Raw genomic sequence first — 16,012 nt, forward strand, 5'->3', positions numbered from 1 at the left:
CAACGGGGTTTTTTTACATTAGAACGTTAATGCGTTCAGCTATCTTAGAACGGAATATCGTCGTCGAAATCCATCGGCGGTTCGTTAGACGGCGCTGCCGGAGCGGACTGCTGCGGACGAGACTGCGCGCCGCCGCTGAACTGATTGCCGCCCTGCGGCTGCTGAGGCTGACCCCAACCACCCTGCTGCTGGCCGCCACCTGCCGGAGCACCACCGCCCTGACGACCGCCCAGCATTTGCATGGTGCCGCCAACGTTAACAACAACCTCAGTGGTGTACTTTTCTACGCCGGACTGATCGGTCCATTTGCGGGTACGCAGCTGGCCTTCGATATAGACCTGGGAACCTTTACGCAGATATTCACTGGCCACTTCCGCCAGTTTGCCAAACAGCACAACGCGGTGCCATTCAGTCTGCTCTTTCATTTCACCGGTCGCTTTATCACGCCAGGATTCGGAAGTAGCCAGCGTAATGTTGGCAACTGCGCCACCATTCGGCATATAGCGTACTTCCGGGTCCTGGCCCAGATTACCGACGAGAATCACCTTGTTTACGCCTCTGCTGGCCATGATCGTGTCTCCTGAAAAACGTTACTGAATAAGTGTAAGCGCGGGATTGTAGCATTTCCAATAGCGCTTTTACTACGTTGCGAAGTTGATTCCAGTAAACAACCCCCGCCAGACATTGTTGCACAGGAACATGCGTTTTGCATTCCAATACTGTATATCCATTCAGGTCAGGTTGTGTCATAATTAACCGTTTGTGATCGCCGGTAGCACCATGCAGCCAGGCAAAAAAGCGTTTAATCCGGGAAAGATGAATGGATAAGATCGAAGTTCGGGGCGCCCGCACCCATAATCTCAAAAACATCAACCTCGTCATCCCGCGCGACAAGCTGATTGTCGTCACCGGGCTTTCGGGCTCAGGCAAATCTTCGCTCGCTTTCGACACCTTATATGCCGAAGGGCAGCGTCGTTACGTTGAATCCCTTTCCGCGTACGCGCGTCAATTTCTGTCGCTGATGGAAAAACCGGACGTCGACCACATTGAGGGGCTCTCTCCTGCCATCTCAATTGAACAAAAATCGACGTCCCATAACCCGCGATCCACGGTAGGTACAATTACCGAAATTCACGACTATCTGCGTCTGCTGTTTGCCCGCGTTGGCGAGCCGCGCTGTCCGGATCACGACGTTCCCCTGGCAGCGCAGACCGTTAGCCAGATGGTGGACAACGTCCTGTCCCAGCCGGAAGGCAAACGTCTGATGCTGCTGGCACCGGTAATTAAGGAGCGTAAAGGCGAGCACACCAAAACGCTGGAAAACCTGGCGGGCCAGGGCTATATCCGCGCCCGTATCGACGGCGAAGTGTGTGACCTTTCCGATCCGCCCAAGCTTGAGCTGCAAAAGAAACACACTATTGAAGTGGTGATTGACCGCTTTAAAGTTCGTGACGATCTCACCCAACGACTGGCTGAATCCTTTGAAACCGCGCTGGAACTGTCCGGTGGTACGGCGGTGGTCGCCGATATGGACGACCCGAAAGCGGAAGAGCTGCTGTTCTCCGCTAACTTCGCCTGCCCTATCTGCGGCTATAGCATGCGCGAACTGGAACCCCGCCTGTTCTCGTTTAACAACCCAGCGGGCGCGTGTCCAACCTGTGACGGTCTCGGCGTGCAGCAGTATTTCGATCCTGACCGGGTGATTCAAAACCCGGAACTGTCGCTGGCCGGTGGTGCTATTCGTGGTTGGGATCGCCGTAACTTCTATTATTTCCAGATGCTTAAATCTCTGGCTGAACACTATAAATTCGACGTTGAAGCCCCATGGGCCAGCCTGAGCCCTACCGTGCATAAAGTGGTGCTGTACGGTTCGGGTAAAGAAAATATCGAATTCAAATACATGAACGATCGCGGCGATACGTCCGTACGTCGTCACCCGTTTGAAGGTGTGCTGCACAATATGGAGCGCCGTTATAAAGAGACGGAATCCAGTGCGGTACGTGAAGAATTAGCCAAATTCATCAGTAACCGACCGTGCGCCAGCTGTGAAGGGACGCGTTTACGTCGCGAGGCCCGCCACGTATTTGTTGAAAATACGCCGCTGCCTGCAATTTCTGACATGAGCATCGGTCATGCAATGGATTTCTTCAACAATCTGAAGCTTGCGGGTCAGCGGGCGAAGATTGCCGAGAAAATTCTTAAAGAGATTGGCGATCGTCTGAAGTTCCTGGTCAACGTCGGCCTCAACTACCTGACGCTATCGCGGTCGGCGGAAACGCTATCCGGCGGTGAGGCCCAGCGTATTCGTCTGGCAAGCCAGATCGGCGCGGGTCTGGTCGGTGTAATGTACGTGCTGGATGAACCGTCTATCGGTTTGCATCAGCGCGATAACGAGCGTCTGCTGGGTACGCTTATCCACCTGCGTAATCTGGGTAATACCGTCATTGTAGTCGAGCACGATGAAGATGCGATTCGCGCCGCTGACCACGTTATCGATATCGGCCCCGGCGCGGGTGTTCACGGTGGTCAGGTCGTCGCCGAAGGGACGCTCGACGACATCATGGCAGTGCCTGAGTCGCTGACCGGCCAGTACATGAGCGGTAAGCGCAAAATTGAAGTACCGAAACAGCGCGTGGCGGCTGATCCAGAGAAAGTGCTGAAGCTCACCGGCGCACGCGGCAACAACCTGAAAGATGTCACCCTGACGCTGCCGGTAGGTTTATTTACCTGCATTACCGGGGTTTCCGGTTCGGGTAAATCGACGCTGATTAACGATACTCTGTTCCCAATTGCGCAGACGGCGCTGAACGGTGCGACGCTGGCGGAACCTGCGCCGTATCGCGATGTTCAGGGTCTGGAACATTTCGACAAAGTCATCGATATTGACCAAAGCCCGATTGGCCGTACGCCGCGTTCTAACCCTGCGACCTACACCGGGGTATTTACGCCGGTGCGCGAACTGTTTGCCGGCGTGCCGGAGTCACGTGCACGCGGTTACACCCCAGGGCGTTTCAGCTTTAACGTCCGCGGCGGACGCTGTGAAGCCTGTCAGGGTGACGGCGTGATCAAAGTCGAAATGCACTTCCTGCCGGATATCTACGTGCCGTGCGATCAATGTAAAGGCAAGCGCTATAACCGCGAAACGCTGGAGATTAAGTACAAAGGCAAGACTATCCACGAAGTGTTGGATATGACGATTGAAGAAGCACGCGAGTTCTTCGATGCCGTTCCGGCGCTGGCGCGTAAGCTGCAAACACTAATGGACGTTGGCCTGACGTACATCCGACTGGGTCAGTCCGCTACCACACTCTCGGGCGGCGAGGCGCAGCGCGTGAAGCTGGCGCGCGAACTGTCAAAACGCGGTACTGGGCAAACGCTGTATATTCTCGATGAGCCGACCACCGGTCTGCATTTTGCGGATATTCAGCAACTGTTGGACGTGCTGCATCAGCTCCGGGATCAGGGCAACACCATCGTGGTGATTGAGCACAATCTGGACGTGATTAAGACCGCTGACTGGATTGTCGATCTCGGTCCGGAAGGCGGCAGCGGCGGCGGCGAAATTCTTGTCTCCGGCACACCAGAAACGGTCGCTGAGTGTGAAGCCTCACACACGGCACGTTTCCTCAAACCACTGTTGTAATTACGCAACACTTATCAGGCCCACAGAACAGGCGTAAAGCTTGTAGGCCTGATAAGGCGCTTGCGCCGCATCTGGCAACGGTTGTGCCTGATGGCGCTACGCTTATCAGGCCTACAAGACCGTTCAGGGCTGCGTCAGTAGCCGCCGTTTATCAGCAGGCAGCGTGTTCACAGCCTGCTGATAAGAGGCGTCAACCAGATAATAAATCTGTGAATCCGGCAGCGAGCCGTCCAGATACACCGTACTCCAGTGCGCCTTATTGAGATGCCTGCTTGGCCGAACATCGCTATGCTGCTGGCGCAACAACTCTGCCAGTTCTGGGCTGGTTTTCAGAGACACCGCCGGGCGTTCTTCCACCTCTTTTACCATGGCAAAAAGCACATCTTCGACTTTGATTTGTGTGGCCTTCCAGTCACTGTGAACGCTCTGCTCCGCGCCCATTTTTGCCATGCAGTATTGCAGCAACTCCGAATTCGTCATCTTTATTCCCCTTACCAGCATATTGCCTAATGAGAACATCATTTATTCAGTGTGCAGCAAGTCCGCAAAAGGTAAAAGCCAGCAATGTAAATTTGTTTAAAAAAACAGCAACCCGCAGCCAGTGTCCTCAATATTCCGAGTTGACGATCACCTCTTCACCAAACGCACCGGCCTGTGGCAGCGGCTTATAAGTGGAGTTAGAGGCGCGCAAAATGCGAATACCACGAATGCCCACGTCGCGAGCGGCAGTGATGTCATTATCGGAGTCACCGTAAAACATGCGGATATTTTTATCCTGTAACCACTGCGTTTTGGTGTTCTGGCCCGGCTTATCGCCGGCAAAAATGACCGGATTCATATTGCCTGCCGGGATGTGAAAGTTATCAGACAACGTTTTCGACACCGTTTCAGTCTTCGTCTGGCTACGCCCGGTCACGAAAAAGATGCTGTCACCACGACGCACATGCATATCAATTAGCTGGCGCGCGACTTCTTTTGGAATACTGAACTCGTCCCAGCCGTTATTCATTTTTTCCCAGAAGGCCGGATTCTTCAGGTAATCCTCACTGTCCGGAGAATACGTTTTTTTACCGCGCCAGAAGCCTGGGCTGGAAAAGAGGACAGTGTCATCGATATCAAACCCGACCGCCATCGGCGGACGTCCGGTCAGGCTGTTTTCAATTTGTGCCACGGAGACCCAGTGAATGGGAGCCTGCTCAGCGAGCTTTGCAACATTGGTGCCTGGATTGAGCTGAGAGGGAGAAGACACGAGTGCCTGGGCTGGCTGATTTAGCGTGAACAATAAACAAACGGCACTCAGTGCCAACGTAAACTTGCGCATATTTTTCCCTAAGTAGTCAGTTAGTTATCATTTTTTTATTAACAACTGGTCAAAAAACTATCTGACCTTACCCCTTAGGGGGAGGGAAAGGAAGGATTTTCTCTGGTTTTGCTCTGGAAAAGGAGCACGATCACACGGAAAACGTGCCTGATGGCACGACGCTTATCAGGCCTCCAAACGAAAATCTATATACCTTTGTAGGCCGGATAAGGCATTTCGCCGCCATCCGGCAACATTCAAAGCCGGTTACATGACGGCGGCAAATGCCTTTGCCACGCGCTGCACGTTACCGTGATTCAACCCAGCTACGCACATGCGACCGCTGGCGATCAGGTACACACCGAACTCATCGCGCAGGCGATCAACCTGGGCTGCGCTAAGCCCGGTATAGCTGAACATACCGCGCTGTTGCAACAGGTAGTCAAAGTTACGGCCCGGGATCTCTGCATTCAATACGTTAACCAGCTCCTGACGCATCGCCAGAATGCGGGTACGCATCTCTTCGACTTCTACCAGCCAACTGGCTTTCAGCGCGTCATCACCCAGTACCGCGGCAACTACCTGCGCACCAAAGTTTGGCGGGCTGGAGTAGTTACGACGCACCGTCGCCTTTAGCTGCCCCAGAACGCGGCTGGCGGTATCACCATCTTCACATACTACAGACAGTCCGCCGACACGCTCGCCGTACAAGGAGAAAATCTTCGAGAATGAGTTACTGACCAGAGCGGGCAATCCGGCGCTGGCAATGGCGCGAATCGCATAGGCGTCGTCTTCTATTCCACCACCGAAGCCCTGGTAAGCAATGTCCAGGAACGGAATCAAATCGCGTGCTTTCAGGATCTCAATAACGCTATCCCACTGCGCAGGCGTTAAATCCGCACCCGTCGGGTTATGGCAGCACGGATGCAGCAGCACGATGCTGCGCGCCGGTAAAGTATTCAGCGTTGCCAGCAGGTCGTTGAAACGCACGCCGTTAGTCGTGTCGTCATACCATGGGTAAGTGCTTACTTCGAATCCAGCCCCCTCAAAAATCGCGATATGGTTTTCCCAGGTCGGATCGCTGACCCATACGCCAGAATCAGAGAAATAGCGTTTCAGGAAGTCTGCGCCAACCTTTAACGCACCGGAGCCGCCCAGCGTCTGAATAGTTGCGACGCGCTGCTGCTGGAGAACCGGATGATCTGCGCCAAACAGCAGCGGCGCAATAGTATGACGATACGTGTTCAGACCTTCCATCGGCAGATACAGCGAAGCACCATGCGGTTTGGCATTAAGTCGAGCTTCCGCTTCCGCCACCGCTTTAAGCTGAGGAATAATTCCGTCTTCGTTGTAATACAGGCCGATGCTGAGGTTCACTTTGTCGCTACGTGAATCTTCTTTGAAGCGCTCCATGAGCGATAAAATCGGGTCGCCGGCGTAGGCGTCAACTTTTTGAAACACGTGTGGTTCTCCAGGTTTACAGGCAAGGGTTAAGAACACAATAAACCGGAAGCGGGAGAAGATCGAGAGGATGTTGAGGGTAATATTGCCGGAAGGCGGCGTAACCGCCTGTCCAGCACATCATTCTGCTAATCGATATACTTCATCGCCACCCTTGAGGTCAGGCGCGTAATAAGTTCGTAAGCACTTACTTTCGTCATTTCAGCAATGCGTTCAACGGGCAGTCCCTCACCCCACAGAATCACCGAATCGCCGGCTTTATCCTGCGCTTCGGGGCCTAAATCGACGCAGATCATATCCATCGCAACGCGACCGACGATCGGCACTTCACGGCCATTGACCAGTACCGGCGTCCCAGACGGCGCCGCGCGCGGATAACCATCACCATAGCCCATTGCCACCACGCCCAGACGCGTGTCGCGCTCGCTCTGCCAGGTTCCACCATAGCCAACCGGTTCGCCCGCTTTGTGCTCACGCACCGCAATCAGGCTGGAGGTCAGCGACATCACCGGCTGGCAGCCAAAATCAGCACCGATAGAGTGGTTTTCCAGTGGCGACACACCATACAGAATCAGTCCCGGACGCGCCCAGTCGAAGTGAGACTGTGGCCACAGCAGAATACCGCCCGATGCGGCAATCGAACGCTGCCCAGGTTTGCCCTCGCAAAAGCTGTTGAAGATATCGAGCTGTTTTTCGGTCGCACCGCATTCAGGTTCGTCTGCGCGCGCAAAATGGCTGACGATATTGACCGGCTGGCGCACATTTTCACATTGCGTTAGGCGCTGATAAAACGCCTCGGCCTGCTCAGGGCGTACGCCCAGGCGGTGCATACCTGTGTCGAGCTTCATCCAGACGGTAACGGGTTCAACCAGATTAGCTGCTTCCAGGGCTTCGAGCTGCTCCTGGTTATGGACGGCTGTATGCAGACGCTGCGCGGAAATAGTCGGCAGATCGGAGGCATCAAAAAATCCCTCCAGCAGCAGGATGGGCTGCGTGATCCCTCCCGCTCGCAACCGCAGGGCTTCTTCAAGACGAGCGACACCAAAAGCGTCCGCATCGGGGAGCGTTCGCGCGGTCTCTAACAGACCATGGCCGTAGGCGTTCGCTTTCACGACCGCAACCAGTTTACTGGCAGGGGCCAGTTCACGCAGACGTTGCAGGTTGTGTCGCAGAGCGCGGCGGTTAATGACTACAGTTGCCGCTTGCATTTGTATTCCTTAGAAATTACTCATCATCATATTGAGGACCGGCATAGTTGTCGAAGCGGGACCACTGTCCGTTAAACGTCAGGCGCACCGTACCGATCGGACCGTTACGCTGCTTACCAATAATAATTTCGGCGATGCCTTTTAAGTCACTGTTTTCGTGATAAACCTCATCACGATAGATAAACATGATTAAGTCGGCATCCTGTTCGATGGAGCCGGATTCACGCAGATCCGAGTTAACCGGACGCTTGTCGGCGCGTTGTTCCAGAGAGCGGTTAAGCTGCGACAGCGCCACCACCGGCACATGCAATTCTTTCGCTAACGCTTTCAGCGAGCGGGAGATTTCTGCAATTTCCAGCGTACGGTTGTCGGAGAGCGACGGCACGCGCATCAGCTGCAGGTAGTCGATCATGATAAGTCCGATACCGCCATGTTCACGGGCGATACGACGGGCACGCGAGCGCACTTCCGTTGGCGTCAGGCCGGAGGAGTCATCAATATAGATGTTTCGTTTCTCCAGCAAAATACCCATTGTTCCGGAAATTCGTGCCCAGTCCTCATCATCCAGTTGACCGGTACGGATTTTGGTTTGGTCTACGCGTGAGAGCGAGGCCAGGGAACGCATCATGATCTGTTCCGAGGGCATTTCAAGACTAAAGATAAGAACCGGCTTATCCTGCAACATCGCCGCATTTTCGACGAGGTTCATCGCAAATGTTGTTTTACCCATCGACGGACGCGCGGCGACGATAATTAAGTCTGACGGCTGCAAACCAGCCGTCTTTTTATTGAGGTCGTCATAACCGGTGTTCACCCCGGTGACGCCGTCGTGCGGCTGCTGGAACAGCTGCTCGATACGCGCGACGGTGGCGTCGAGCACATCAGTAATATTTTTCGGCCCTTCGTCTTTATTTGCGCGGCTTTCCGCGATTTTAAAGACACGGGATTCAGCAAGGTCCAACAGATCTTCACTGGAACGGCCTTGCGGATCAAACCCGGCTTCCGCGATTTCGTTCGCAACCGAAATCATGTCACGAACAACAGCACGTTCGCGGACGATATCCGCATAAGCGCTAATATTCGCCGCACTTGGCGTATTTTTAGATAACTCAGCCAGGTAAGCGAAACCGCCGACGCTATCCAGTTGTCCCTGAACCTCCAGCGACTCTGCCAGTGTGATCAGATCGATGGGTTTCCCCATCTCCTGCAGGCGATGCATTTCCGTAAAGATATGCCGGTGCGGCCGGGTATAAAAATCTTCCGCCACCACACGCTCGGCGACATCGTCCCAGCGTTCGTTATCCAGCATTAAACCGCCCAACACCGACTGTTCCGCTTCAATCGAGTGCGGCGGTACTTTCAGCCCGGCGACCTGGGGATCGCGCTCACGAGCATCAGTCTGTTGTTTGTTGAAGGGTTTATTTCCTGCCATAGTGAATGGAGTTACCGAGATAATGATTGGGTCGAAAGATTACCACATTTCTTTTGGAGGAAGCATGGCAACACGTATTGAATTTCACAAGCATGGTGGCCCTGATGTACTCAAGGCGGTGGAGTTTACACCCGTAGACCCGGCGGAAAACGAAATCCAGGTCGAGAACAAAGCTATTGGGATCAACTATATCGACACCTACATCCGCAGTGGTCTTTATCCGCCGCCATCTCTGCCCAGCGGCCTGGGTACCGAAGCTGCCGGCGTAGTCAGCAAAGTCGGCAGCAAAGTGACACACATAAAAGCTGGCGATCGCGTGGTGTACGCCCAGTCTGCCCTTGGTGCATACAGCTCAGTGCATAACGTTCCGGCCGATAAAGCCGCCATCCTACCCAACGCTATCTCATTTGAACAAGCCGCAGCCTCATTCCTGAAAGGGTTAACCGTTTTCTATCTGCTGCGTAAAACCTATGAAATTCAGCCTGATGAGCCGTTTTTGTTCCACGCGGCTGCGGGCGGCGTCGGGATGATTGCCTGCCAGTGGGCAAAAGCATTGGGCGCGAAGCTGATTGGTACCGTCGGCAGTGCGCAAAAAGCGCAAATTGCGCTGCAGGCCGGCGCATGGCAGGTCATTAACTATCGTGAAGAAAGCATAGTTGAGCGAGTGAAAGAGATAACCGGCGGAAAAAAAGTACGGGTGGTGTATGACTCGGTGGGGAAAGATACCTGGGAAGCCTCGCTGGATTGTTTACAGCGCCGGGGACTAATGGTCAGCTTTGGTAATGCTTCCGGGCCGGTGACTGGCGTGAACTTAGGTATTCTGAACCAGAAAGGTTCGCTGTACGTGACCCGTCCTTCACTCCAGGGGTATATCACCAATCACCGCGAATTAACCGAAGCCAGCAATGAGCTATTCTCGCTAATTGCCAGCGGAGTAATCAAAGTGGATGTCGCGCCTGGTCAGACGTTCGCACTGCACGATGCACAGCGTGCTCATGAAGTACTGGAAAGCCGGGCAACGCAGGGATCGAGTTTGCTAATCCCATAATGCTTCGACTTCCCCTAAATAATTCAAATTGCAGGAAGGCGGCAATTGAATGAATCCCCAGGAGCTTACTGGAGTAAGTGACTGGGGTGAATGAAAGCAGCCAACACACCTGCGGTTTGAATTATGACGGGGAAGTAAAGAATTAGGGCTTCCCGTGGGAAGCCCTTTCTTTTTTTAGTTCGGCTGTATGTAGGGTACAGCTCGATGAATTCGTTAACCCGGCAATAGTGACAGATTTGATAATCAATTCCTATTTGGTTCTAAAGGCAATGTTGCAGGTTGTGACGCACCACTCAATACCTTAGTAAAATCGACGGTTATTGCGCTGATACTGTGGGACTTTTGGCGCTTTTATCGCCTTGATAACCCACACCACGGCAACAGCCAGTAGCAGCCAGGGCAACAGTTTAATCATCAAGGCAAATAGTCCGCCCAGAAACATCACTGCGGTGGCTACGACCAATGCAGCCAGAACGCCCAGTAAAGATACGCCGGTGACCATCAGCATGATAAAAAATCCAATCACAAAAAGTAGTTCCAGCATGGCTCTCTCCCGAAATGAAATTCTCTCCATTGCTTTACAAGAAACATGCCAAAAATAATGTATTGATTTATAAAGAAAACGCCCCGCGACAAAGCGCAGGGCGTGGTGAAATTAACTAACTTTTGGCGAAAACTTAACGCTTGTCAGCGACCAGCTTCAGCGCATGCTCCAGTACGTTAATATCTGCCCCGGCTTTATGCGCATTTTCGCTCAGATAGCGACGCCACTGACGAGCCCCAGGGATCCCCTGAAACAGCCCCAACATATGGCGCGTCACATGTCCCAAATAGGTTCCCTTACTCAGTTCACGCTCAATGTACGGGTACATGGCGCGCACCACGGCAACTGGATCGGCATCTTCGGTGGCAGCAGCAAAAATCTCACGGTCAACGGACGCCAGAATTCCTGGGTTTTGGTAAGCTTCACGCCCCACCATCACGCCATCCATATGTTGCAGATGAATTTTTGCTTCTTCCAGCGATTTAATGCCGCCGTTGATCGACATCGTCAGATGCGGGAAATCACGCTTTAGCTGATAAACACGGTCATAATCCAGCGGTGGGATCTCGCGGTTTTCTTTCGGGCTTAACCCGGATAGCCAGGCCTTGCGGGCGTGAATAATAAACATCTCACATTCGCCGTTGCCAGATACCGTGTTGATGAAATCGCACAGGAATTCGTAGCTGTCCTGGTCATCAATGCCGATACGCGTTTTCACCGTTACCGGAATCGACACCACGTCGCGCATTGCTTTGACGCAATCGGCGACCAGTTGCGCATTCCCCATCAGACAGGCGCCAAACATGCCATTCTGCACGCGGTCGGAAGGACAACCCACGTTGAGATTGATTTCGTCATAACCCCGCTGTTCAGCGAGCTTTGCGCACTGCGCCAGCGCCGCAGGATCGCTCCCGCCCAGTTGCAATGCGACCGGATGCTCTTCTTCGCTATACGCCAGATAATCGCCTTTACCATGAATGATCGCGCCGGTGGTTACCATCTCCGTATAGAGCAACGTCTGGCTGGACAGTAAGCGCAAAAAGTAGCGGCAGTGTCTGTCCGTCCAGTCGAGCATCGGCGCGATAGAAAAACGATGAGCGGGAAAAGCGGTAGACTGAGATTCAGGCAGCATGGCGAATATTCAAGCATCCGGTTAAAAAAGGGGCGCTACTATAGCATAGACCGTTACGATAGTGAGCCACATCCTCGCGGCTCACTCCCCCTGCCCATCAACAAACGCTATTTACGCCCCGGTTTTCCGTCGTGTGATCCGAAAAACTGCGGCGGATGGTCGACCCAGCGATCCTCACGTGTAGCGGCATAGACCGGGTTAAGCGGATAATAAATGCGGTTATATTTTTTGTTCGCCTCACCCACGACTAACAGACGCACCTCTTCACTGGTGTTATTGATAAAGGTATGGCACACGCCTGTACCTGCCGGGAAACCGACGCTGTCGCCCGGCTCTAGCTTCCATAAATACCCGTTAATCCAGGCCTCAGGATAACCTTCCAGCACATAGATAAACTCTTCCTCATCGCTTTCAGCGTGCGGGTACGACGTGCGCCGACCCGGCGGCAGGCGTTCATGATGAATGCCGAGTCGTCCTAACCCCAACTTGCGGGCAAGCGGCGCGCCAATAGCAAATAGCTCATCGCTGTCGGGATAAGTGGAGTCATCAGCCCCCTCAACCTCACGCCAGTGGCGAATACAATCGGGTCTTTTCATGGTTATTTTCCAGTATTGCGATGCGTCAGGTATAGCACACCGCGGTGGATCTCGGCGTTTTAAGCAGAACATGTTAAAGTAAGGGATTAACCTTCCACGCAAATCGAGGCGCCAAATGGACAAAACCACTACGCAAGAGTTATTGGCTCAAGCTGAAAAACTCTGTGCGCAACGCAACGTGCGGCTTACGCCACAGCGTCTCGAAGTGTTGCGCCTGATGAGCCTGCAGGAAGGGGCTATCAGCGCCTATGACCTGCTCGACCTGTTGCGGGAAACCGAGCCACAGGCCAAGCCGCCAACCGTGTATCGTGCGCTCGATTTTCTGCTGGAACAAGGATTTGTGCATAAGGTGGAATCCACCAACAGCTATGTCCTTTGCCATCTGTTCGATCAGCCAACCCACAGTTCCGCGATGTTCATTTGTGACCGCTGTGGTGTGGTAAAAGAAGAGTGCGCAGAAGGTGTGGAAGACATCATGCATACGCTGGCGGCCAAAATGGGCTTTGCTCTGCGACATAATGTTATTGAAGCACACGGACTATGTCCGGCCTGTGTAGAAGTTGAGTCATGCCGCCATCCTGGCGAGTGCCAGCATGACCATACGATTCAGGTGAAGAAGAAAGTGGGGCGCTAGGTAAGCGGGAGAGCGTACATCCTTGTACTCTCAGGAGGGAGGGGTTAATTACCAGCGGTAATCATTACGTTTTTCCCAATCGTTAACTTCTTTCTCCGCCTGATCTTTCGCGTAACCGTAACGCTCCTGGACTTTACCGACCAGTTGGTCACGTTTACCTTCAATGACCGTCATATCATCATCGGTCAGTTTGCCCCATTGCTCTTTCACTTTACCTTTAAACTGCTTCCAGTTGCCGCCGACTTCGTCTTTATTCATCATCAAGTCCTCATCGTTAGGTTGTGAATAGCGAGAGTGCCATGTCCAGACACATGCTGTTTTTGCTGGACGTGAGAATAAGTGTAGTCAGTGATTCTGGGTTTTATTTACTATTCGGAATTTTTAACCATCCAGATTAGGCAAACCAGGTTCCATTACGCCAGTGACGCCGCCAGATAAAGGCCAGCGACAGCCCGCGCAACGCGAGGAAAACGGTTAACGCCAGCCACAAACCATGATTTCCCAGCCACGGCAACGTCAGGAGCGTTAAGGCGAATCCCACTGCGGCAACGGCCATACTGTTGCGCATTTCTGCAGCCCGCGTCGCGCCAATAAACATTCCGTCGAGCAGATAACACCAGACACCCACCAGCGGTAACACCACCTGCCAGAAGAGATAGCGATCGGCCAGTAGTTGGATTTGCGGCAGCGAGGTCAGTAGCGCAACAATCTGCTCGCCAAACAGGGCATAAACCAGCGAAAACAGAATAGCCACAATACCGGACTGCCGACAGGCCGCCCGCCAGACGTCCAGTAACTGGCTACCATCTCGCGCCCCATAGGCCTGGCCCGAATGCGCTTCCACGGCATAGGCAAATCCATCCAGCGCGTAGGCGGTAAAGGTTAGCAGGGTCATCAGAACGGCATTAACCGCAATAATATCGCCTCCCAGACGTGCACCCAGCACCGTGATAGCGCCAAAACAGAGCTGCAGCAGCAGCGAGCGCAACATGATGTCACGGTTAAGCGCCAGCAAACGACGGAAGTTGCCACGCCACGCCTGCTTCAGCATTGCCAGCGATATTCCGCGCATATGCAGGACTTTGCGCACCATCATCAGGCCGATCAGTAAGGTGGCATATTCAGCAATCACCGTCGCCAGTGCCGCACCTTGCACGTTCATATGCAGGCCCATCACCAGCCATAAATCGAGCACAATGTTAAGAATATTGCCAACAATCAACAGGATAACCGGCGCACGCGCATACTGAACGCCAAGCAGCCAGCCGAGCAGCACCAGATTAGCCAGCGAGGCGGGTGCGCTGAGCCAGCGGATTTCAAGGAAACGCCGGGCTTGTTCCAGTACCGCTTTACTTCCCCCGACAATATGCAGCGCTACATCGATAATCGGCGTACGAAACAGTGCGATAAGCAACCCCGCTCCCAGCGCCAGCATTAGCGGCTGCACCAGTGCGCGCGCCAGCGCCTGTGGATTTTTCGCACCAAATGCCTGGGCAGTAAGACCCGTGGTGCTCATGCGCAGAAAAAGCAGCAGCATAAAGAGAAAACTGGTTGCCGTAGCACCAACCGCAACACCGCCAAGATAGACCGGACTATCCAGATGACCAATCACCGCGGTGTCCACCAGTCCCAGCAGGGGAACGGTGATATTGGAGAAGATCATCGGTAAGGCGAGGTGCCAGAGTGCTTTATCAGAGGAGGTAAAGAAAGGCATACAGGAAAGCCTGATGAAAAGAAGTGAAAACTAACTGTGGCGCAGAATGCGCCACAGTATTAATACATGATTACAGCCATTCACCGTTACGAATGACACCTACCGCCAGCCCTTCAATGGTGAAGCTTTGCTCACGCAGGTCGACAACGATAGGTTTAAATTCGCTATTTTCTGGCAGAAGTTCAACCTTGTTGCCCTGCTTTTTCAGGCGCTTAACCGTAACTTCGTCATCAATACGGGCAACAACAACCTGTCCGTTACGCACGTCCTGAGTTTTATGCACCGCCAGCAAATCGCCGTCCATAATACCGATATCTTTCATCGACATACCGCTGACGCGCAGCAGAAAATCGGCGTTCGGTTTGAACAATGAGGGATCGACCTGGTAGTGGCCTTCGATGTGCTGCTGCGCCAGAAGTGGCTCGCCTGCCGCCACACGACCGACAAGCGGTAATCCCTCTTCTTCTTCCTGCAGCAGTCTAATACCGCGCGATGCGCCGGAGACAATTTCCAGCACACCTTTACGCGCCAGCGCTTTCAGATGTTCTTCAGCGGCATTTGGGGAACGGAACCCCAAACGCTGCGCGATCTCCGCACGCGTCGGTGGCATACCTGTCTGGCTGATGTGATCTCTAATGAGATCAAACACCTCTTGCTGCCTGGCCGTTAACGCTTTCATTCCGCCCCCTGGGTGTATATACAGTTATGCTGTGAGTATATACAGCTAAAGGTGATTTTGGAACCGCAAACTGCACAAAAAGCAGGAGATTTATGAAGATGTGGAATCCTTATCGCAAATGCGACCACAACAGGATGCCCCAGGTAATCAGAGCGACAAAAATAGACAACAATACCGCCGCCGACCCCATATCTTTCGCCCGGCCGGAAAGTTCGTGATACTCAGAGCCTATACGGTCAACTACCGCCTCAATCGCACTGTTGAGGATTTCAACGATCATCACCAGCATCACGGAACCAATCAACAGCACGCGAGTAATCGCATCGACGTCCAGCCAGCAGGCGATAGCTACGCCCAGCAGTACGGCAACGCTTTCCTGGCGGAATGCCGCCTCATTGATCCATGCGGCGCGAAAACCTTTCCAGGAATAGCCTGCAGCTTTGATAATTCGGGTGAATCCAGTGGTATTATTGGCCATCAAAAAGAACCTTTTTACATTATTAGCGTCAATGTCATTGTAACGTTACCCCGTTTGTTTCAGGGTGTGGCAAAGCAGCGCGAAGTATGACGGGATACCACAGAAATTCACTAAACTTTCTGATATCCTTGCAGCGCATTTGC

16 protein-coding genes are annotated in these 16,012 nt (G+C 53.3%); 3 read left to right on the forward strand and 13 right to left on the reverse strand.

The features are described 5' to 3' along the window. Window positions 1-44: 44 nt before the first annotated feature. Entirely contained in the window at window positions 45-569 is a 525-nt protein-coding gene (gene ssb1, locus G4551_RS22000) for a single-stranded DNA-binding protein SSB1 (protein ID WP_003826621.1), read from the reverse strand. 251 nt (window positions 570-820) lie between these two features. Between ssb1 and uvrA the strand changes: the two genes are divergently transcribed. Further along, window positions 821-3,643 (forward strand): excinuclease ABC subunit UvrA, encoded by a 2,823-nt coding sequence (gene uvrA, locus G4551_RS22005; protein WP_003031720.1) that lies wholly within the window; start codon window positions 821-823, stop codon window positions 3,641-3,643. A 123-nt stretch (window positions 3,644-3,766) separates the two neighbouring features. On the opposite strand, the gene G4551_RS22010 is transcribed toward uvrA, so the two are convergent. The 5 genes from G4551_RS22010 to dnaB form a co-directional block, all read right to left on the reverse strand. Then, window positions 3,767-4,123, reverse strand: coding sequence for an MmcQ/YjbR family DNA-binding protein (locus G4551_RS22010; protein WP_003841354.1), 357 nt, complete (start codon window positions 4,121-4,123; stop codon window positions 3,767-3,769). A gap of 127 nt (window positions 4,124-4,250) precedes the next feature. Then, window positions 4,251-4,964, reverse strand: coding sequence for an acid phosphatase AphA (gene aphA, locus G4551_RS22015; protein ID WP_003826615.1), 714 nt, complete (start codon window positions 4,962-4,964; stop codon window positions 4,251-4,253). A 246-nt stretch (window positions 4,965-5,210) separates the two neighbouring features. After that, entirely contained in the window at window positions 5,211-6,404 is a 1,194-nt protein-coding gene (gene tyrB, locus G4551_RS22020) for an aromatic amino acid transaminase (protein ID WP_003841356.1), read from the reverse strand. Between the two features lie 128 nt (window positions 6,405-6,532). Further along, window positions 6,533-7,612: an alanine racemase gene (gene alr / locus G4551_RS22025; RefSeq protein WP_003031716.1), complete on the reverse strand. Its 1,080-nt coding sequence runs from the start codon at window positions 7,610-7,612 to the stop codon at window positions 6,533-6,535. A 16-nt stretch (window positions 7,613-7,628) separates the two neighbouring features. After that, a complete protein-coding gene (gene dnaB, locus G4551_RS22030; RefSeq protein ID WP_003826610.1) occupies window positions 7,629-9,044 on the reverse strand; it encodes a replicative DNA helicase in 1,416 nt (471 codons plus the stop codon). Between the two features lie 64 nt (window positions 9,045-9,108). Here dnaB and G4551_RS22035 point away from each other — a divergent pair, with 64 nt between their 5' ends. Beyond that, on the forward strand, window positions 9,109-10,092 hold the full coding sequence (locus G4551_RS22035; protein WP_003841359.1) for a quinone oxidoreductase: 984 nt from the start codon (window positions 9,109-9,111) through the stop codon (window positions 10,090-10,092). A gap of 301 nt (window positions 10,093-10,393) precedes the next feature. Here G4551_RS22035 and pspG read toward each other — a convergent pair whose 3' ends face one another. From pspG to G4551_RS22050, 3 genes are all read right to left on the reverse strand, one after another. Continuing rightward, on the reverse strand, window positions 10,394-10,636 hold the full coding sequence (gene pspG, locus G4551_RS22040; RefSeq protein WP_003031713.1) for an envelope stress response protein PspG: 243 nt from the start codon (window positions 10,634-10,636) through the stop codon (window positions 10,394-10,396). Between the two features lie 133 nt (window positions 10,637-10,769). Then, window positions 10,770-11,768 carry a tRNA dihydrouridine(20/20a) synthase DusA gene (gene dusA, locus G4551_RS22045; protein ID WP_003841361.1) on the reverse strand — a complete coding sequence of 333 codons (999 nt, stop codon included), beginning with the start codon at window positions 11,766-11,768 and terminating at the stop codon, window positions 10,770-10,772. 107 nt (window positions 11,769-11,875) lie between these two features. Continuing rightward, window positions 11,876-12,364 (reverse strand): cupin domain-containing protein, encoded by a 489-nt coding sequence (locus G4551_RS22050; RefSeq protein ID WP_003031710.1) that lies wholly within the window; start codon window positions 12,362-12,364, stop codon window positions 11,876-11,878. A gap of 115 nt (window positions 12,365-12,479) precedes the next feature. On the opposite strand from G4551_RS22050, the gene zur reads away from it, so the two are divergent. After that, complete coding sequence (zur, locus tag G4551_RS22055) at window positions 12,480-12,998, forward strand: zinc uptake transcriptional repressor Zur (protein WP_003031709.1); 519 nt, start codon at window positions 12,480-12,482, stop codon at window positions 12,996-12,998. Window positions 12,999-13,046: 48 nt separating this feature from the next. On the opposite strand, the gene G4551_RS22060 is transcribed toward zur, so the two are convergent. The 4 genes from G4551_RS22060 to G4551_RS22075 form a co-directional block, all read right to left on the reverse strand. Next, a complete protein-coding gene (locus G4551_RS22060; protein WP_003031706.1) occupies window positions 13,047-13,256 on the reverse strand; it encodes a CsbD family protein in 210 nt (69 codons plus the stop codon). A 136-nt stretch (window positions 13,257-13,392) separates the two neighbouring features. After that, complete coding sequence (dinF, locus tag G4551_RS22065) at window positions 13,393-14,712, reverse strand: MATE family efflux transporter DinF (protein WP_003841363.1); 1,320 nt, start codon at window positions 14,710-14,712, stop codon at window positions 13,393-13,395. A 70-nt stretch (window positions 14,713-14,782) separates the two neighbouring features. Next, window positions 14,783-15,391: a transcriptional repressor LexA gene (gene lexA, locus G4551_RS22070; RefSeq protein ID WP_003031703.1), complete on the reverse strand. Its 609-nt coding sequence runs from the start codon at window positions 15,389-15,391 to the stop codon at window positions 14,783-14,785. A 109-nt stretch (window positions 15,392-15,500) separates the two neighbouring features. Further along, window positions 15,501-15,869, reverse strand: coding sequence for a diacylglycerol kinase (locus tag G4551_RS22075; protein ID WP_003826594.1), 369 nt, complete (start codon window positions 15,867-15,869; stop codon window positions 15,501-15,503). Window positions 15,870-16,012: the final 143 nt, after the last annotated feature.

The sequence above is a fragment of the Citrobacter freundii ATCC 8090 = MTCC 1658 = NBRC 12681 genome, from assembly GCF_011064845.1.
Classification (GTDB): Bacteria; Pseudomonadota; Gammaproteobacteria; order Enterobacterales; family Enterobacteriaceae; genus Citrobacter; species Citrobacter freundii.